The 19,565-nt window shown below is 61.2% G+C and carries 16 protein-coding genes; 11 read left to right on the forward strand and 5 right to left on the reverse strand.

All coding sequences use genetic code 11. The features are described from left to right. Positions 1-144 precede the first annotated feature (144 nt). The 8 genes from LVW35_RS05310 to LVW35_RS05345 are packed head-to-tail and all read left to right on the forward strand — an operon-like array spanning position 145 to position 7,725. On the forward strand, positions 145-1,467 hold the full coding sequence (locus LVW35_RS05310; protein WP_233894091.1) for an amidase: 1,323 nt from the start codon (positions 145-147) through the stop codon (positions 1,465-1,467). Positions 1,468-1,478: 11 nt separating this feature from the next. Beyond that, the gene (locus tag LVW35_RS05315; protein WP_010212857.1) at positions 1,479-2,357 is read left to right on the forward strand and encodes a polysaccharide deacetylase family protein; all 879 of its coding nucleotides are present in this window, start codon (positions 1,479-1,481) and stop codon (positions 2,355-2,357) included. A 36-nt stretch (positions 2,358-2,393) separates the two neighbouring features. Beyond that, positions 2,394-3,734 (forward strand): MFS transporter, encoded by a 1,341-nt coding sequence (locus LVW35_RS05320; RefSeq protein WP_233894092.1) that lies wholly within the window; start codon positions 2,394-2,396, stop codon positions 3,732-3,734. 10 nt (positions 3,735-3,744) lie between these two features. Further along, a complete protein-coding gene (locus LVW35_RS05325; RefSeq protein ID WP_233894093.1) occupies positions 3,745-4,506 on the forward strand; it encodes an SDR family NAD(P)-dependent oxidoreductase in 762 nt (253 codons plus the stop codon). A 13-nt stretch (positions 4,507-4,519) separates the two neighbouring features. After that, positions 4,520-5,269, forward strand: a complete 750-nt coding sequence (locus LVW35_RS05330; protein ID WP_233894094.1) for an SDR family NAD(P)-dependent oxidoreductase — start codon at positions 4,520-4,522, stop codon at positions 5,267-5,269. A gap of 13 nt (positions 5,270-5,282) precedes the next feature. Beyond that, positions 5,283-5,582 carry a hypothetical protein gene (locus LVW35_RS05335; protein ID WP_233894096.1) on the forward strand — a complete coding sequence of 100 codons (300 nt, stop codon included), beginning with the start codon at positions 5,283-5,285 and terminating at the stop codon, positions 5,580-5,582. Further along, positions 5,579-6,553, forward strand: coding sequence for a CobW family GTP-binding protein (locus LVW35_RS05340; RefSeq protein WP_233894098.1), 975 nt, complete (start codon positions 5,579-5,581; stop codon positions 6,551-6,553). The genes LVW35_RS05335 and LVW35_RS05340 overlap by 4 nt, the downstream gene beginning before the upstream one ends. Then, positions 6,550-7,725, forward strand: coding sequence for an ABC transporter substrate-binding protein (locus tag LVW35_RS05345; RefSeq protein ID WP_233894100.1), 1,176 nt, complete (start codon positions 6,550-6,552; stop codon positions 7,723-7,725). The genes LVW35_RS05340 and LVW35_RS05345 overlap by 4 nt, the downstream gene beginning before the upstream one ends. Before the next feature lie 107 nt (positions 7,726-7,832). Here the strand turns inward: LVW35_RS05345 and LVW35_RS05350 are convergent, their stop codons facing one another. Then, a complete protein-coding gene (locus LVW35_RS05350; RefSeq protein ID WP_233891656.1) occupies positions 7,833-9,092 on the reverse strand; it encodes an IS256 family transposase in 1,260 nt (419 codons plus the stop codon). Between the two features lie 772 nt (positions 9,093-9,864). On the opposite strand from LVW35_RS05350, the gene LVW35_RS05355 reads away from it, so the two are divergent. After that, positions 9,865-12,255 carry a putative bifunctional diguanylate cyclase/phosphodiesterase gene (locus LVW35_RS05355; RefSeq protein ID WP_233894102.1) on the forward strand — a complete coding sequence of 797 codons (2,391 nt, stop codon included), beginning with the start codon at positions 9,865-9,867 and terminating at the stop codon, positions 12,253-12,255. A 61-nt stretch (positions 12,256-12,316) separates the two neighbouring features. Here LVW35_RS05355 and LVW35_RS05360 read toward each other — a convergent pair whose 3' ends face one another. Together LVW35_RS05360 and LVW35_RS05365 are read right to left on the reverse strand one after the other, a co-directional pair. Further along, positions 12,317-14,734, reverse strand: coding sequence for a glucose/quinate/shikimate family membrane-bound PQQ-dependent dehydrogenase (locus LVW35_RS05360; protein WP_233894103.1), 2,418 nt, complete (start codon positions 14,732-14,734; stop codon positions 12,317-12,319). Between the two features lie 382 nt (positions 14,735-15,116). Continuing rightward, positions 15,117-17,135, reverse strand: coding sequence for a TonB-dependent receptor (locus tag LVW35_RS05365; RefSeq protein WP_233894104.1), 2,019 nt, complete (start codon positions 17,133-17,135; stop codon positions 15,117-15,119). 141 nt (positions 17,136-17,276) lie between these two features. Here LVW35_RS05365 and LVW35_RS05370 point away from each other — a divergent pair, with 141 nt between their 5' ends. Further along, on the forward strand, positions 17,277-17,510 hold the full coding sequence (locus tag LVW35_RS05370) for a VF530 family DNA-binding protein (RefSeq protein ID WP_012722427.1): 234 nt from the start codon (positions 17,277-17,279) through the stop codon (positions 17,508-17,510). A 4-nt stretch (positions 17,511-17,514) separates the two neighbouring features. Then, positions 17,515-18,138, forward strand: a complete 624-nt coding sequence (locus LVW35_RS05375) for a Pr6Pr family membrane protein (RefSeq protein ID WP_233894105.1) — start codon at positions 17,515-17,517, stop codon at positions 18,136-18,138. On the opposite strand, the gene LVW35_RS05380 is transcribed toward LVW35_RS05375, so the two are convergent. Both LVW35_RS05380 and LVW35_RS05385 read right to left on the reverse strand, forming a co-directional pair. After that, on the reverse strand, positions 18,139-18,906 hold the full coding sequence (locus LVW35_RS05380) for a siderophore-interacting protein (protein WP_233894106.1): 768 nt from the start codon (positions 18,904-18,906) through the stop codon (positions 18,139-18,141). A gap of 2 nt (positions 18,907-18,908) precedes the next feature. After that, positions 18,909-19,436 carry a PadR family transcriptional regulator gene (locus LVW35_RS05385; protein ID WP_233894107.1) on the reverse strand — a complete coding sequence of 176 codons (528 nt, stop codon included), beginning with the start codon at positions 19,434-19,436 and terminating at the stop codon, positions 18,909-18,911. Between the last annotated feature and the right edge of the window lie 129 nt (positions 19,437-19,565).

Consider the following 19,565-nt stretch of genomic DNA (forward strand, 5'->3'; position numbering starts at 1 on the left):
TCATACTCTTTAAAGCCATCTATCCCGTAGCTCTAGGCGGGATTCCCTCATCGCGAAGAAACAGCTCAATCAAGACTGGCACGAAAGCTGCCTTTGTAAAATGTACATTTTATTAATATGTACGTTTTTGCGGGAGTCATTCTCATGTCAGACGCCACTTCAATGGCCGAGGATTTCGCCAGCGGTCGCAGCGACCCAGTGCAAGCCCTCGAACAGGCTCTCGAAAAGGCCAGCCACACGCCTGCCGTCTTTATCAGTCTGACTGCCGAACGCGCCCGCCGTGAAGCCGAAGCCGCCGCAGCCCGTTGGCGCGCTGGCCAGCCATTGAGCGTGTTGGATGGTGTGCCGTTGGCCTGGAAAGACTTGTTCGACGTGGCCGGCAGCGTTACTACAGCGGGCGCCGCCTATCGCCGCGCCGCGCCCACCGCCTTGATCGACGCCCCCACTGTCGGCCTGTTGTGCCGCGCCGGGATGGTCAGCGTGGGCAAGACCAACCTCAGCGAACTGGCCTATTCCGGCTTGGGCCTGAACCCGCATTTCGGCACGCCACACAATCCCCATGGGACTGACCAGCCACGCATTCCTGGCGGATCGTCTTCGGGTTCAGCGGTAGCCGTCGCCGCCGGCATTGTGCCCATCGCCATGGGCACCGACACCGCCGGTTCCATCCGCATCCCGTCGGCATTCAATGGCTTGGTGGGTTACCGCAGCAGCAGCCGACGCTACAGCCGCGACGGGGTGTTCCCGCTCGCCCACACCCTCGACAGCCTGGGCCCGCTGACCCGCAGCGTGCGCGATGCGCTGGCCATCGACGACCTGCTGCATGGCCGCCGCCAAACGCACACCGCCCGCAGCCTTGAGGGCCAGCGTTTTGCGCTGGCGCAACACGATGTCGAGCCCGCCGTGCGCAACAACCTGCTGCGTGCAGTGGAGCAACTCAAGGCCCACGGCGCCCTGATCGAAGAGCGCGAGTGCCTGACGTTCCAGGCTACCTTGGACTTGATCAAGCATCACGGCTGGCTCGGTTCCTTCGAAGCTTACGCCCTGCACGAAGCCCTGCTCGACAGCCCCGACGCCGAACAACTCGACCCTCGTGTACGACGCCGCCTTGAAGCCGCGCGCACGCTGCCGGCCAGCCAACTGCTGCATCTGGTTGACGCCCGCTGCCGCCTGCAACAGCAACTGGTCGACGACCTCGACGGCGCCATCCTGATCACCCCGACCGTCGCCCACGTCGCCCCGGCGTTGGCACCGCTGGAAGCCGACGACAACCTGTTCGTGAAAACCAACCTCGCCACCCTGCGCCTGACCATGCCCGGCAGTTTGCTCGACATGCCTGGCGTGACCTTGCCCAGCGGCTGCGATGCCCTGGGCCTGCCCACCGGGCTGCTGCTCAGCGCCCCGACGGGGGAAGACGCTCGCCTGTTGCGCGCAGCGTTGTCCGTCGAATCCGTACTCAACGTTTAAGGAGACACATCATGGCTAAAGACATCCTCTGTGCATTCGGCGTCGACGTTGACGCCGTCGCCGGCTGGCTCGGTTCCTACGGCGGCGAAGACTCGCCGGACGACATCTCCCGTGGCCTGTTCGCCGGTGAAGTCGGCGCGCCGCGCCTGCTCAAACTGTTCGAACGCTACGGCCTGCGCACCACCTGGTTTATTCCCGGCCACTCGATGGAAACCTTCCCTGAGCAGATGAAGGCCGTGGCCGACGCAGGTCACGAAATCGGCGTGCACGGCTACAGCCACGAAAACCCCATCGCCATGACGGCCGAACAGGAAGAAATCGTCCTGGATAAATCCATCGAGCTGATCACTCAGGTCACCGGCAAACGCCCGACGGGCTATGTGGCGCCGTGGTGGGAATTCAGCAAGGTCACCAACGAACTCCTGCTGAAAAAAGGCATCAAGTACGACCACAGCCTGATGCACAACGACTTCCACCCTTACTACGTGCGCAAGGGCGACAGCTGGACCAAGATCGACTACAGCCAGCACCCCGACACGTGGATGAAGCCCCTGGTGCGTGGCGAAGAAACCGACCTGGTGGAGATCCCGGCCAACTGGTACCTCGATGACCTGCCGCCGATGATGTTCATCAAGAAAGCCCCCAACAGCCATGGCTTCGTCAACCCGCGCCACCTCGAAGAAATGTGGCGTGACCAGTTCGACTGGGTCTATCGCGAACACGAACACGCGGTGTTCACCATGACCATCCACCCCGACGTCTCCGGCCGCCCGCAAGTGCTGCTGATGCTCGAGCGCCTGATCGAACACATCCAGAGCCATGCCGGCGTGCGCTTCGTCACCTTCGACGAAATCGCCGACGACTTTATCCGACGCCAACCCCGTACCTGACTCTAATAAACGGCCCCCACCCCTGAGGCGCGACCCATGTCCATCTACAACAAGCTTGACCTGACTGGCTGGAAACCCCGGCAACTGACGTCCAAGGAGGTACGTTTCGCCACCTGGATCGCGTTTTTCGCCTGGGTGTTTGCGGTGTATGACTTCATCCTGTTCGGCACTTTGCTGCCGGAAATCGGCCGGCATTTCGGCTGGGGTGAAGTGGAGCAAGCTGAAATCGCGACGTGGGTAGCGGTCGGCACGGCGGTGGTCGCGTTTGCCATTGGCCCGGTCGTGGACAAACTGGGGCGACGCACCGGCATCATCTTCACCGTGGCCGGTTCCGCGCTGTGCTCGGCACTGACCGCGATCGGCGGCGCGTGGGGCAAGTCGCCGCTGATTCTGATCCGTTCGTTGGGCGGTCTGGGTTATGCCGAAGAAACCGTCAACGCCACTTATTTGAGTGAGTTGTATGGCGCCTCGGAAGATCCGCGACTGACCAAGCGTCGTGGCTTTATCTACAGCCTGGTGCAAGGCGGCTGGCCGGTGGGGGCTTTGATTGCCGCCGGTTTGACCGCGCTGCTGCTGCCGATCATTGGCTGGCAGGGCTGCTTCATCTTCGCCGCGATCCCGGCGATTGTGATCGCGATCATGGCGCGCAAGCTCAAGGAGAGCCCGCAGTTTCAGATCCACCAGCGCATCAGCCAATTGCGTAAAAGCGGCGCCGTGACGCAAGCGCAAAACGTCGCCATGACTTACGGCGTGGACTACGACGAACACAGCAAGGCCGGCCTCAAAGCCGCGTTCCGTGGCCCGGCGCGTCGCGCCACTCTAGTGATCGGCGCGGCACTGTTGCTCAACTGGGCGGCCATCCAGGTGTTCAGCGTGCTGGGTACGTCGGTGATCGTCAGCGTGCATCACATCTCGTTCGAGAACTCGCTGATCATCCTGGTGCTGTCGAACCTGGTGGGCTATTGCGGCTACCTCAGCCACGGTTGGATGGGCGACAAGATCGGCCGTCGCAACGTGATCGGCCTGGGCTGGATGCTTGGCGGCCTGTCGTTCGCCGGGATGCTGTTCGGGCCGAGCAATATGCCGATGGTGGTCGGGCTGTACAGCCTGGGTCTGTTCTTCCTGATCGGGCCGTACTCGGCAGCGTTGTTCTTTATCAGTGAGAGCTTCCCCACCAGCATCCGTGCCACCGGTGGCGCAATCATCCATGCCATGGGCCCGATCGGCGCGGTGGTCGCAGGTTTTGGTGCGACCCAGGTGTTGTCCGCCGGCAGCGACTGGCAAACCGCCGCGCTGTGGTTCGGCGCATTGCCGTGCTTCCTGTCCGGCGCCCTGATGTTTGCCGCACGCCACGTGCGTCCGGAAACCGTTCAGTAAGGAGTGTTTGATGAGCCGTAAAGTAGCCTTGATTACCGGTGCCGCCAGCGGCATCGGCCAAGCCCTCGCCGTGGCCTATGCCCGTAATGGCGTGGCGGTGGTCGGCGGGTATTACCCGGCCGATCCCCATGACCCGCAGACCACCATCAGCCTGGTCGAAGAGGCGGGCGGAGAATGCCTGATGCTGCCGTTGGACGTGGGCGACACCGCTTCAGTCGATGCACTGGCCGCGCAAGCCATCCAGCATTTCGGCCGACTGGATTACGCCGTGGCCAACGCCGGCCTGCTGCGCCGCGCACCGTTGCTGGAGATGTCCGACGCGCTGTGGGACGAAATGCTCAATGTCGACCTTACGGGGGTGATGCGCACCTTTCGCGCGGCGACCCGGCATATGCATGAAGGCGGTGCGCTCGTGGCGATTTCGTCGATTGCCGGCGGCGTGTATGGCTGGCAGGAACATAGCCATTACGCGGCGGCCAAGGCCGGCGTGCCGGGGTTGTGCCGGTCGCTGGCGGTGGAGTTGGCGCCGCGGGGGATTCGTTGCAATGCAGTGATTCCGGGGCTGATCGAGACGCCGCAGTCGCTGGATGCGAAGAACTCGCTGGGGCCGCAGGGGTTGGCGAAAGCGGCGCGGGCGATACCGCTGGGCCGGGTAGGGCGGGCGGATGAAGTGGCGTCGCTGGTGCAGTTTTTGACCAGTGAGGCGTCGAGCTACCTGACCGGGCAAAGCATCGTCATCGACGGCGGCCTGACCGTGCGCTGGCCGGACTGATTGAGGAGTGAACATGAAACAACTGGAAAACCGCCGCGCCGTGATCACCGGCGCCGGCAGCGGCATCGGTGCCGCCATTGCCCGTGCCTACGCTGCTGAAGGCGCACGCCTGGTGCTGGCCGATCGCAACGCCGCCAGCCTCGCGGAAACGGCGATCACCTGCCGCAACCTCGGTGCCGAGGTGTTCGAATGCCTGGCCGATGTCGGCACCGTCGAAGGTGCGCAGGCGAGTGTCGACCGTTGCGTCGAGCACTTCGGCGGCATCGACATCCTGGTCAATAACGCCGGCATGCTCACGCAGTCGCGCTGCGTCGACCTCTCTATCGAGATGTGGAACGACATGCTGCGCGTCGACCTCACCAGCGTGTTCGTCGCCAGCCAGCGCGCCTTGCCGCACATGCTCGCGCAACGTTGGGGGCGAATCATCAACGTCGCCTCGCAACTGGGCATCAAGGGCGGCGCCGAGCTGACCCATTACGCTGCGGCCAAGGCGGGGGTGATCGGTTTCACCAAGTCGCTTGCCCTGGAAGTGGCCAAGGACAATGTGCTGGTCAACGCCATCGCGCCGGGGCCCATCGAAACACCATTGGTAAGCGGTATCAGCGAAGCATGGAAGCGCGCCAAGGCGGCAGAATTGCCCCTGGGTCGCTTCGGCCTGGCGGATGAAGTGGCGCCGGTTGCGGTGCTGCTGGCCAGCGAACCCGGTGGCAACCTGTTCGTCGGCCAGACCCTGGGCCCGAACTCCGGCGATGTCATGCCATGAGCGCGGTATAGCCATGTGCGGACTCTGCGGCTTGCTCGGCGAAGACCTGCACTGGAGCGATCCTTTGGGCGACGAACTGCCCCGACGCCGCGAACGCCTGCGCCGAATCGCCGCCATCAATCAGGTGCTGGCGGTGTTCCGGCTCAAGGTCGAAGACTTTCAGGGCGCGTCCTACCTGCTGTTGGGCGCCACCGGCAAACAGGCACTGGCCAGCGGCCTGGATCAACTCTGGCAGGCGGCCGAGGTTATGCTCGGCCGTCCGCTGGACCCTCTCGAGCCGCGCTTGCTGGATCATCTGGAGTCATCCGTATGAGCATCGCCCTCAACGTCATTACCGGCTTCCTTGGCAGCGGCAAGACCACCTTGCTCAAGCGCCTGCTGCAAGGTGAAAGCCTGGGCGACACCGCGCTGCTGATCAACGAGTTCGGTGATGTCGGCATCGACCATCTGCTGGTGGAAGAGGTGGCGCCGGACACCGTGCTGCTCCCCAGCGGCTGCGTGTGCTGCTCGATCCGTGGCGAATTGAAGGACGCGCTGCTCGGCCTGCTGCAACGCCGCGAGCGCGGTGAAATCCCGGCTTTCAAACGGGTGATTCTGGAAACCACCGGCTTGGCCGACCCGGCGCCGATTCTTGCCACCCTGAGCAACGACGTGCAACTGCGCGGGCGTTTTCATATCGGCCTGGTGATTACCCTTGTCGACGCCAGCCACGCCTCTTTGCAAGAGCGCCTGCACCCGGAATGGCTGGCCCAGGTCGCTGCGGCGGACCGCTTGCTGCTGAGCAAGACCGATCTCGCGGGCGACTGTGCAGCTCTGCGTGAGCACTTGCAGGCGCTGAATGCGGGTACGCCGATCCTCGATACCCATGATATCCACAGCGGCGACCAACTGTTGCTCGGCGAAGGCCTGCGCAGCGCTGAACCTGCCATGGAGGTCAGTCGTTGGCAGCTGCATCGCACCACCACGGCCACCCACGGTTCTGCGCAAGTGTGCAGCCTGACCTTCGACCAGCCCCTGGACTGGGTCGGGTTCGGGGTGTGGTTGTCGATGCTGTTAAGATGCCACGGCGAACGAATCCTTCGTGTCAAAGGACTGCTCAACGTGAACGCCAGTAACGCCCCCATCGTCATTCATGGCGTGCAGCATTGCCTGCATGCGCCGGTGCATTTGCCTGCATGGCCAGGCAGCGACCGGCAATCGCGCCTGGTGTTTATCCTGCGTGGGCTTGACCCTGCACTGCTCAGGCGCTCGTTTGAAGTCTTCTCGCGGCGGTTCGCGGCATGATCACACTGCGCGTGCTTGGTACCTCCGTCACCCTGCTTGAATGCCTGCGCGTACGCGCCGAACAGGAGCTGGGTATTCGCCTGGTCTATCAGGTGCATGACGTCGAGCAGGCCCAGCGTATCGCGGTGATGCAACCCGACAGCTACGACCTGTACGACCAGTGGTTCCACAACGTCGACTTCGTGTGGCCGGCCCGGGCGATCCAGCCCATCGACACCCGGCGCATCGCGCTGTGGCACGAAATCAATGATCTGCCCAAGCGTGGTCGCCTGTCACCGGATGACCGCCTGGGCAGCGGCAGTGTGCCCAGCGAACGGTTGTTCGTGCAGCACGATGGCAGCCTTGGCAGCACGGTCACCGAGCGCATCAGCATGTTGCCTCTGACCCACAACGCCGACAGTTTCGCCTACCGACCCGAACGGTTGCCCGAAGGTTTTTGCCACGGTAACGAAAGCTGGGGCTGGCTGTTGGACCCCGCTTGGCGTGCGCGCACAGCCTTGCAGAGTGATGCCGCCATCGGTGCGCTGGATGCTGCGTTGGCGGTGCAGGGTGCCGGGCTGGCCAGTTTCAGGGACATCGGCAACATGAGCATCGAAGAGATCGACGTGCTGGCCGACATTTTGGTGCGCAAGCAGAAGGAGGGGCACTTTGCGGCGTTCTGGTCTGATGATGAAGAGGCGGCGCAGTTGATGCTCAGCCCGAGTATCGATATCCAGAGCCTGTGGTCGCCGACGTTGATGCGGCTGCACCGCGCCGGGGTGAAATATCGCCTGGCGGTGCCGCGCGAGGGGTATCGCGCGTGGTTTGGTGGGTTGTCATTGTCGCGTTATGCCAAGGGAGCGGTGTTGGATGCGGCCTATGCGTATTTGAATTGGTGGTTGTCGGGGTGGCCTGGGTCGGTGATGGCACGCCAGGGTTACTACATTGGCAACCCGGCGCGTACTCGGGATCACTTGAGCGATGCGGAGTGGGATTACTGGTATGCCGGTAAGGCTGCTCGAGAGGAGTTGCTGGGCAGTGATGGGTTGCCGTTGATCGATGTGGGGGAGGTGCGGGATGGGGGATCTTATGAGCAGCGCATGGGGCATATTGCGGTGTGGAATTCGGTGATGGATGAGCATAATTATCTGGTGCGGCGGTGGGGGGATTTTATGCGGGCTCGGTGTTTTTAATTGATTTCTTGATTGATTGAGTACATATCCGTTTCTTCGGTAACGGGAGAGTGTCAGATTTTTTGTGTGCGGGCCGGTAACGGCCTGCCGTCAGGCAGGCCCTAGCTTTACCAGGTCGGCCTGATAAATCGATCTGCGTACAGGATCGCAAATTGATTCATCGCGCTCTTCCAGTCATGGGCTGCACTGCCCCAGTTCGCGGTGATATTGCGTAAACCCAGCCAAATCAGCTTCGTCGCGGCATCGTCCGTTGGGAAGTGGCCTCGCGTCTTGATGATCTTGCGCAACTGAGCATTGATGCTCTCGATGGCGTTGGTTGTGTAGATCACTTTGCGTATCGCCGGGGGAAACACGAAGAACGGGATAACCCGATCCCAAGCGCGCTTCCAAGCCGCCACAACCGTGGGATATTGCTTGCCCCAAGGCCCGGCTTCGAAGGCCAGCAGCGCTTGCTCGGCGAGGTCAGCATTGAGCGCTTGATAGATCGGCTTCAATGCCTTGGCCAGCTCACGGCGCTTGTCCCAGCCTGCGTAATCGAGGCTGTTGCGGATCAGATGGACGATGCAGGTCTGCAACGTCGTCTCAGGAAACACAGCACTCAGCGCTTCGGGCATGCCTTTGAGACCGTCAGTTACGGCGATCAAGACGTCCTCGACGCCTCGCGTTTTCAGGTCGTTGAAGACCTTCATCCAAAACTTGGCGCCTTCGGTTGTTTCAATCCAAATGCCCAGGATATCTCGGGTTCCGTCCGGCAATACGCCCAGTGCCAGGTAAATCGCTTTGTTGCGCACCAGGCCTTCGTCACGAATTTTGACTCGCAATGCATCGAAGAAAATTACCGGGTACATCGGTTCAAGCGGTCGCTGTTGCCAGGCGGCAACCTCCTCCAAAACGGCGTCAGTGACGGAACTGATAAAGTCGTGGGAGACTTCTGTTCCGTACTGTTCCGAGAGAAACGCCCTGATTTCGCGAACCGTCATACCTCGGGCATACATCGCGATGATCTTGTCATCAAAGCCTGTAAAACGGCGCTCATGCTTAGGGATCAAGATCGGGGCAAAACTTCCATCGCGATCTCTGGGAATATCCAGACGCAAAGGGCCGTCATCGGTCAGCACCGTTTTGCCACTCTTGCCATTGCGTTGGTTGCTCGAATCCTCAGGGCGCTCCGCGCCCTGAGGATAGCCAAGATGGTGGCCCAACTCGGCACCAAGAGCTCGCTCGATCAGCGCCTTTTTGAACGCCATCGAGGCGTCCTGAATGGCTTCGGCACTCATCGGACCGCTGACGAACTGGTCGATCAGCTCTTTGGGAATGGATGGAAGGTCTCGCGTGGCCTCACGGGCCGGTTTCTTTTTTGTCGGCATACATGCACCTCTAGCAACATGTTATGCCCGAACACAAAATTTATGACAGTCCCGGTAACGGCTACTTATGGTTCCGCTCTTACAGCGGGTCACTTTTGGAAAAGAGCCCCAAAAGTAACCAAAAGGGCTCTTGCCCCAACACTCGGCACCTCGCTTAGGCTCGGTGTGCCCGTAATCCGACAGTGATTTGGGGGGCCGCCGCCACGCGCCATCCATGGCGCGGGGCGGCTAAACCGGCATCCCTGCCGGTTTACCCCCCAAATCCCTGTCGAATTCCGGCCAGCGTGTTTAACGGGGCGCCTAAGATCAAAATCAAAAGCAAAAGCACAGCGGCCTGACAGCCGGCTTGAGTGGTGTGAAGCAAAGGCAAAATCAAACGCGGTCCTGTAGGAGCCGGCTTGCCGGCGATGGTCTTCAACGATGACGGAAGTACATCTGGATAAACGCGGCGGCCCACGGATTCAAGCCTTCGTTCGGGCACACCGAGCCTAGGCGAGGTGCCGAGTGTTGGGGCGAAGCGTTTTTGGTTACTTTTGGCGCTCTTCCAAAAGTGACCCGCTGTAAGAGCGGAACCGTAAGTAGCCGTTACCTAAATAACGGATATGTACTCAACTCAAGCCCCAGCCAACCCATTGTCGCCAAAAAACCGCCACCAAATTCCCAGACTTTATTGGGTGCACTTAACCCAAGTCCCAGCTAATCTCCAAAGACCCAATATTCAATAAAAATGGATATTTTTTTGACGCCAGGTCAGCAGTCGCAGGGAATGCACATGACAAGGGGACGTAGTGGCAGAGAGAGGCGAACGTTGCCAAAGGGCTCTGCAACGAGGTGGCGCCATACGTTCCAAACCCGCATCGCCGGGGTGCTGGCGTTATTACTGCTGGTGGTGGTTGGCGCCACCTATTTCGCCGTCAAGACCGCCACCACCCGCGCCGTGCAAAACCAGGCGCAAGTCCAATTACAAACCGGCAGCCAAGTGTTCGAACGTTTGCTTGACCTGCGCGGGCGTCGCTTGCAGTACGGCCTGGACTGGCTGACCGCCGATCTCCCATTCAAGCAAGCTGTGGCCGAAGGCAAGACCGTGCCGATTCTGGCCGCGTTGCGCCGTCATGGTACGGGCACCCGTTCCAGCGAAGTATTTGTGCTGGGCCTGGACGGCAAGGTCATGGTCAGCACCTTGCCGATCCTCACCCGCGGGCAGTTCTTTCCCTATGACGACGCCCTGCGCCATGCGCGGCGCACAGGCCTGCAAATGCTGATCGTGGCCCTGGATGGGCGGCCGTATCTGCTGGTGCAGGATGAAGTGCTCGACGAGTTGCCCATCGCGCGTATCGTCATGGGCTTTCCCATGGACAAGCTGTTCGCCAGTGAGCTGCGCTCCATGAGCAACCTGGAGGTGTCATTCCTCAGCGTGCAAAACGGCACGCCCGGCCCGTTGCTCAGCACTCAACCGGATGCTTACCAGGCGGCCATCCTCAACCGGTTACGCGAAGAGCTTGTCGACCCCGAGCCGAAAATTCACGTGTTCTACGGTCAGCGTGTGCTCAGCCAGGTGTTGCCGCTCGCCAACACCGACGATGGCAATGAAGTGCGGGTACTGCTGCAAAGCCCGCTGGATCACGCCTTGGAATCCTTTGCGCCATTGGACCGGCAGTTTCTCGGTATTGCCCTGGCGGTGCTGCTGGTGTCGTTGGCCGGTGCGCTGTTTCTGGCGCGACGGGTTTCGCGCCCGCTCAATGCCCTGGTGCAGGCGGCCGAACGTATCGGAGCCGGTGATTACCACACGCCGGTGCGGGTGCGTAGCCACGATGAGTTCGGCTTGTTGGCTCGTGCCTTCAACGCCATGCAAAGCGGCATCGCCGTGCGCGAGCGGCAACTGGCGCACAATGCTTTGCACGACCCACTGACTGGCCTGCCGAATCGCGCGTTGGCCATGGAGCGCCTGGGCAGTGCGATCAGTGCACGGCGGCCGGTGGTATTGCTGTATGTGGGCATCGAGAATTACCGGGTGATCAACGAAGGTTTCGGCCCCGAGGGCGTCGAAGAAATGCTGCGCGAAGCCAGCCGTTGTCTGTCCATGAGCCTGCTGGCCAGTGACACGGCGGCGCGCATCGCCGGCAGTGAGTTTTTGCTGTTGCTGGAAAACACTGAAGTCGACCGCGCCGTGGCCCGTGCCGATCGCCTCTATGCGCTGCTCACCGAACCCCAGCGCATTGGCAATGACGAACTGCGCCACGAAGTGAGCATCGGCATCGCCGCCTACCCGGCTGACGGCCAGCAGGTGGAAGAGCTGATCGGCCGCGCCGCCATCGCCCGGCATGACGCGGCCAGCCTGCCCGGGCATTTGCAGATCTACCAGCAGGACCGCGACCTGGCGCACCAGCGCCAGATCACGCTGATCCGTGACCTGCGCCGTGCCGCCATCGAGGGCGAATTGTTCCTGTGCTACCAGCCCAAACTCGACCTCAAGCACGGCCATGTACGCCAGGCCGAAGCCTTGTTGCGCTGGCAGCATCCGACCCTGGGCCAAGTGTCTCCCGCCGAATTCATCCCGCTCGCCGAACGCACCGGCAGCATGAGCAGCCTGACCCTTTGGGTGATCGAAGAAGCCATCCGCCAGATCGCCGAGTGGGCGCAGCGCGGCATACTGATTCAGCTGGCGGTGAATATCTCGGTGGACGACCTGGCCGATGATGACCTGGCGATTCGCGTCACGGCGCTGTTGATGCAGTACCACGTGGAAGCCGAGCAACTGACCTTTGAAATCACCGAAAGCGCGATCATGCACAACCCGCGACAGGCCCTCAGTGTTTTGGAGCAACTGCGCGGCTGCGGCATCAGCCTGTCGGTGGATGACTTCGGCACCGGCTATTCATCGCTCGCGCAATTGCAGCGTTTGCCGGTGCAGGAGTTGAAGATCGACCAGTCCTTCATACGTAACCTCAACGACACCAGTGGCGACGCGGTGATCGTGCGCTCCACCATTGAGATGAGCCACAACCTGGGGCTCAAGGTAGTGGCCGAAGGCGTGGAATTCGCCCCTAGCCTGAAGCTGCTCAAACAGTGGAACTGCGACACTGCCCAGGGCTATCTGATCAGCCGGCCGTTGAATGCGATGGCGTTCGAGATGTGGATGCGCCGGGAGCGGGTGCCGCTTTAACGGGCATCAAAAAGGCGGCTACCTTCACAGGTAGCCGCCTTTGTTTTACCGCCGGTAAAGCTTATTCCGGCAGTTTGAACGCCATCACGTAGTCACCCTGTTTGGTACCCAGGGAGCCGTGACCGCCGGCCATGACCAACACGTACTGCTTGCCGTCCTTACCGGTGTAGGTCATCGGTGTGGTTTGCGCGCCCGCTGGCAGGCGACCTTCCCACAGTTGCTTGCCGTTTTTCACGTCATAGGCACGCAGGTACTGGTCGAGCGTACCGCTGAGGAACGCCACGCCACCGGCGGTGGTGAAGGTGCCGCCCAGGCTAGGCACGCCCATGCTCAGTGGAATCGGAACCGGCGAGCTGTCACGCACGGTGCCGTTCTTGTGCATCCAGATGGTTTTGTGGGTGGTCAGGTCGACCGCGGCCACATAACCCCACGCCGGTGCCTGGCACGGCAGGCCCATTGGCGACAGCATGGCTTCGAGGATCACACCGTACGGCGCGCCTTTGTTTGGCTGCACACCTTCGGTTTCACTGACGCGTGGGCCTTGCTTGGCGATGTCGGCAGCCGGGATCAACTTGGATTTGAACGCCATGTAGCTTGGGTTCACGAAGGCAATCTGGCGCACCGGGTCGACAGAAATACCACCCCAGTCGAACACACCGAAGTTACCTGGATAAACGATCGAACCTTGCAGCGAAGGTGGCGTGAAAGCACCGTCGTAGCGCATGGATTTGAAATCAATGCGGCACAGCATCTGGTCGAACGGGGTCACGCCCCACATGTCACGCTCTTTGAGCGGCGGCGGCATGAAGTTCAGGTCGGACTTCGGTTGGGTGGGCGAGGTGCGGTCGCCTGCGACGGCGCCCTGCGGTACAGCCACTTCGTGGATTGGCACCACAGGCTGGCCGGTCGCACGGTCCAGCACGTAGATGCTGCCTTGCTTGGTCGACGCCATCACTGCTTGCTTCACGCCGTCGGCGGTCTTGATGTCGATCAGCGACGGCTGGCCGCCCACGTCCATGTCCCATAGGTCATGGTGGGTGAACTGGAAGGTCCACTTCACGTGGCCGCTGTCGATGTCCAGCGCGGTCAAGCCTGCGGCGTACTTCTCGGATTCATCGGTACGGTCGCCGCCGTATTGATCGGGCATCTGGTTGCCCATCGGCAAGTAGAGCATGCCGAGTTTTTCATCCACGGCGAACATGGACCACATGTTCGGCGAGTTGCGGGTGTAGGTCTTGCCTTCGGCCAACGGGGTGGTGTCGTCCGGGTTGCCGCTGTCCCAATTCCACACCAGTTTGCCGGTGTGCACGTCGAACGCGCGGATCACGCCGCTTGGCTCGTCGGTGGAGACGTTATCGGTCACGTGACCGCCGATCACGACCAGGTTCTTGGTCACGGCCGGTGGCGAGGTGGAGTAGTAGCCGCCTGGGGCGAAGCTGCCGATGTTGGCGCGCAGGTCGACCTGGCCTTTGTCACCAAAGTCTTCGCACATCTTGCCGGTGTCGGCGTTGAGGGCGATCAGACGGGTGTCGGCGGTCGGCACGAAGATGCGTTTCGGGCAGGCGTTCGGTACAGCAGCCGGGCTGGGGCTGCCGGTCGGGCTCTGCTCGGAGGCGTAGGCGGCGTCATCGTGATACGACACGCCACGGCAGGTCATGTGCGCCCAACCCTTGAAGTTCTCGGCACCCTGACTGCTGATCTTCGGATCGAAGCGCCAGATTTCCTTGCCGGTGTCCGGGTCCAGCGCAATCACCTGGCTGTGCGGCGTACACACGTAGAGCATGCCGTTGACTTTCAGCGGGGTGTTTTCTGCGGTGGTCTCGCCTGGATCATTCGGGCCAGGGATGTCGCCGGTGCGATACGTCCACGCCGGCACCAGCTTGTGAGCGTTTTCCGGGGTGATCTGCGCCAGTGGTGAGTAGCGATCGCCGTAGGCTGAACGGCCGTAGGAGTTCCAGTCACCATCAGCCTGGGCCGGTGCAGCGCTGGCCATGCCAGGCACTGCATCGCGGTCCAGTTGGCCGGTCTTGACCATTTCACCCGGGTTGGTGAATTGGCTGGCCAGGGCGGTAGCACCCGCCAGCACCACGGCCACGCTCAGCGCGCCAGTGCCCATCGGGGCAGGTTGACCACGCAGCAACGGACGGCGAAACCACGGAAGCAGCATGACGATGCCCAGGGCGAACAGCAGTGCCAGGCGCGGCACCAACTGCCACCAATCCAGGCCGACTTCCCACAGTGCCCACACGGTGCTGGCAAACAGCACCAGTGCATACAGACCCAGCGCGGCGCGGCGGGTGGCCAGCAGCAGGATGCCGGTCAGGGTGATGCCGATACCGGCGAGCAGGTAGTACAGCGACCCGCCGAGCATCGTCAGCTTGATACCCCCGGCCAGCAAGGCCAGGCCCATGATCAGCAGCAAGACGCCAAGCAACCTGGGCAGCAGGCGGCTTGGGCTTGAAGCACCATCAGTGCTCATAGTGTGTTTCTCCGTTACGTTGGAATTATGTAACCCCGTGCTTCACTCACTTTAGATGACGATTCGGCGCAGGCTTGGTTCATCGTTATTTTTGGTTTTTTCTGTGGATAACCGGGTTATCCACAGGCGGGCGATTTATCCTCAGGCGCAGGTCGGTTTAAGACAGCGCTGTCTTGGGAGGAGGGGAATTTCAACAAGATGGGGTCGACCGCGGAAGTGAAGCGTTTCAGTTTGTTGCGGGCAAGGATAAAGGGAGTTGTCTTGGAGAGAAAGGACGAATCGCGATATGCATCATTTCTGAATTGGTAACAGTGACCCAGTGTCGCTGCAAAATAATGTGGGAGCGAGCAAGCCCGTTCCCACAGGGGAGATGCGATGTGGGTCAGAAGGTGGTGCGGACTCCGAATTGCACGCTTCTGCCTGGCGTCGGCGCGATATCGCGCAGGATCGAGCTGGCATACCGCACAGTCTGGTTGGTCAGGTTCTCGCCATTGACGAACGCCAGCCACTGGCTGCCACCGACATTGAAGTGATAACCCGCGCTGGCGCCCAATGTGGTGTAGCCATCAGTGCCGCTCTCGTTATCCGGCACACGGCCTTGGCCCGCTGCATGTTCCACGTCGATGCGCGCCTGCCAGCGGTCCAGTTCCCATAGCAAGCCGCTGTTCAAGCGCAGCGGTGCAATGCGCGGCAAGGCTTCACCGGTGTCCAGGTTGGTGGCGCGGGTGTAGTCGCCCGACAGCTCCAACGCGAACTTACCGTAGGCGCTTTCGCCCAGTTTCCAGTGATCCTGGGCTTCGAAGCCGGCAAAACGCGCACGCACGCCGGAGTATTCGTACTCGGGGATGCCGCCTGCGTCTTCTTCACCTTCATCGTTCAGCGTGCGACCGCTGCCCAGCAGGCCGATGTAATTGGAGAAGCGGCTGTAGAACACGCCGAAGCTGCCCTTGTGAGTGCCGTTGTCAAAGCGCAGCGCCAGGTCGCTGGACACCGCTTTTTCTTTCTTCAAGTTGGCATCGCCCAACTCGTAGGTGCCGGTGGCGACGTGGGCACCATTGGCATATAACTCGTAGAACGTCGGGGCGCGTTCGGTGTAGCCGAGGGTGGCGGCCAGGGACCAGACCGGCGTGAGGGTGTAGACCGCACCGGACGACAGGCTGCCGGCGGTGAAATCGGTGGATTTGTCGGCGCCGGCAAAACGTGCGTTGCCTTTGGCGTCCGGGTCGACACGGGTGTGTTCCAGGCGCCCGCCGAGGCTGAGTTTCAGGCGTTCGGTGGCCTGCATTTCTTCGAGGATGAACAGCGCGCCAGCATTGGTATCGGTTTGCGGTACGAAGGCTTCTTCACCGAGGGCCGAAAATTCGTTGCGGGTCACTTGGGCACCGACTACGCCATCGAAGGGGCCGATGGGTTGGTGACGGGCTTCAACGCGTGCCTCGTAACCCTTGTTCTTGAAGACCGTGCCGGTTTCGCCGCCTTCGATCTCGCGGTGTTCGTAATCGGTGTAACCGGCGTCGAGTTTCACCGAGGTAAACGGGCCTTGCAGGTTGCGGATCTCCGAGGCGAAGGCGTAGTGATCCTGCTTCATGCGGATGCGCACGTCCTGCTCGGCGGGCGAGCCGTAATTGGCGTCGTAATTGCTGTAGGACAGCCCTGCGTAACCGTCGTCCCAGGTGTAGGAACCACCCACGGCGCCGCCGTCCTGGCGCCCGTCGCTATTGCCCAGGCGGCCGTTTTTGCCGGGTGCGTCTTCGGTCTCCGGCGCGTGGCGGCTGCGGGCCTGGCCGGGGATTTTCAGGTCATTGAATTCCCGCGCGTTGGCGTCCAGGTGCAGGGCAAAGGTGCCGTTGCCAGCTTCCAGTTTGCCCGCGCTGCTGCGAGTAGTGTCGGCGCCGCCGTAGCGCAGTTCACCGGCACCGTGGATGCCTTCGATGGCCTCGGTAGGGATGCGGTTGTCAAAGGTATTGACCACGCCACCAATGGCGCTGCCGCCGTATAACAAGGCCGCCGGGCCACGCACGATTTCAACGCGCTCGATATTGACTGGGTCCAGCGGCACCGCGTGGTCGTAGGACAGCGATGATGCATCCAGCGCGCCCACCCCATTGCGCAGAATGCGAATACGGTCGCCATCCTGACCACGGATGATCGGCCGGCTGGCACCTGGGCCGAAGTACGAGGATGACACACCCGGTTGCTTGTTCAGGGTTTCGCCGAGGCTGCCTTTTTGTTGCAGGGTCAGGTCATCGCCTTCCAGCACAGTGGTGGGCGAGGCGAGTTGTTCGCTGCCCAGCGGATTACCGGTGATGACTTGGGGTTGCAGTTCAAGGGCGTGGGCTTCGGAGCCGATCAACAGGGCGGCGGCGAGCGGGGACAGGCGCCAGAGAGAAGAGAAGGACATCAGACACATTCCTTGGCAAAACGACTGATAGAGTTGAAAGGTATAGTTACAATATAACATCTCTTTTTCGTTGAGAACGGGAACTTTTTTGTTCGTGCTAAAGTAATCGGCCGTATTTCTACTTTTCGCAAAAGGCCCGGCATGACCGCGACAAGCAACGACCCACTCCACGGCGTGACCTTGCAGCACGTCCTCACCACTTTGGTGGAGCACTACGAATGGGAAGGCTTGGCCGAGCGCATTGATATCCGCTGCTTCAAGAGCGATCCGAGCATCAAGTCGAGCTTGACCTTCCTGCGCAAGACCCCCTGGGCACGGGAAAAGGTCGAAGGGTTATACGTAAAGCTGATGCGCACCAAACGCCCGCTGGATTGACTCGATGAAGCGGTTTTTGGCAGCAGCAGCCTTAGCCGGTTGGGCAGGGTTGGCGATTCAGCAGTACCTGATTTTCTATTCGCGCTGGGAGTCTGGCGCCAGCCTGATGGGCGGGTTGATCAACTTTTTCAGCTTCTTCACTGTGCTCACCAACACCCTGGCGGTGGTGGTGTTGAGCTATGCGCTGGTGACGCGCGACTCCCCCGCGAAGCGGTTTTTCCTCGCGCCGGGAACCAGCAGTGGTATCACCGTGAGCATCGTGGTGGTGGGCCTCGCCTACAACCTGCTGCTGCGGCATTTGTGGCAGCCCGAAGGTTTCCAGTTCATCGCTGACGAGTTGCTGCACGACGTGATGCCGGTGCTGTTTTTTATCTACTGGTGGCGGTGTGTGCCCAAGGGCGATTTACGCTTGAAATACATCGGCGGCTGGGTCATTTACCCGTTGGTGTACTTCGCTTATGTGCTGCTGCGTGGGGATCTGCTGGGGCAGTATCAGTACCCGTTCATTGACGTGAGCACCCTCGGCTATCCACAGGTGTTCGTGAATGCCGGGGGGATTTTGGTCGGTTTTGTGCTGATTGCGTTGGCAGTGGTGGGGCTGGATAAATGGATCAAGCCCCGGCCCTGATCACGCTTCTTCGCTGCCGTCGGCACGCCAGTAACCTACGGCCTTGAGGGAGCCCTCATTGATCTGGTGCGTGTCCAGCAGCACACGGCGTACCCGGCGCGACAGCTTGGTTTCGGTGGCGACGAAGCTGTACAGCGAGCCCTTCGGTAACGTCAGTTGTTGCACGGTTTCAAGCAGGTCGTCCTGACCACGGATCACCCAAATCACTTCGACGTCGGCAGCGCTTTGCAGTGTCTGTTTTTCTGCTGCATTGGCGATCTCAATCACCGCCAGCGCCTTGCGCCCCGCCGACAACTCTTCAAGGCGCCGTGCAATGGCGGGCAGGGCAGTTTCGTCACCGATCAACAAGTAACTGTCGAAGATATCCGGCACGATCAACGAGCCCCGTGGCCCGCCGATGTACAGGTGCTGGCCGACCTGCACCTGCTCGGCCCAGGTGGACGCGGGGCCATCGCCGTGCAGCACGAAGTCGATATCCAGTTCGCCGATGCTCAGGTCGAAACGCCGTGGCGTGTAGTCGCGCATGGCCGGTTGCGGGCCGTCGCCCTTGATGGTGAAGGTCGGGCTTTCCAACGCAGCCTGTTCAGCGGCGTTCTGCGGGAACAGCAGCTTGATGTGATCGTCGGCACCCGGGCTGACAAACCCCGCCAACTCCGGCCCGCCCAGGGTGATGCGACGCATGCGTGGGGTGATATCGATCACCCGCAACACTTGCAGACGGCGGCGTTTGATTTCGTGGGTAACGCGGTGGATGGCTTGGGTATTCATGGTTATTTCCCGTCGGCAATGGCTTGTGCGGTGCTGTTGAGCAGCGCGGCGACACGTACGATTTCTTCCGGGCTCCAGCGCCCGTGGTGCGAATGCAAGGCATGACGCAGGTTATGCACCGCCTCGTGAATCTGCGGTGGACGGTCGTGACCGCGCAGCGAACGTTTGCTCACATCCAGGCGCATGCGCACGCCATCCAGGGCAACGGCTTGCTCGCTTAAGAAGAGACGACCGGCGTCGGTGATTGTGTAGCGTTTTTTTCCGCTTTCAGTGTCACCGACTATCAAGTCGCTCTCTTCCAGGAAAGTCAGGGTCGGGTAGATCACGCCTGGGCTCGGGCTGTAGGCGCCGTCGAAGAGCTTTTCGATCTGGCGAATAAGGTCATAGCCATGGCACGGTTGTTCAGCGATCAGCGCCGGCAGCAGCAGTTTCAAGTCGCCGGGCGCGAACACCCGTGGGCCTCGGCCGCCGCCTTCACGGCCTCTGCGTTTGTCGAAGCCATCGCGGTCAGTGTGTGAGTGGTCTCTCATCGTAGTTTCTCCTGTATGTCTTGAGATGTAACGTAAGATATATCTTATTGCGTGCGCAAGCACCTCCGACGAACGGCACTGACTCTCCCCAGGGGGCATTCAAAAATGAGCGATGCAAGCAGATGGGCA

It is taken from the genome of Pseudomonas sp. HN11, from assembly GCF_021390155.1.
GTDB lineage: Bacteria > Pseudomonadota > Gammaproteobacteria > Pseudomonadales > Pseudomonadaceae > Aquipseudomonas.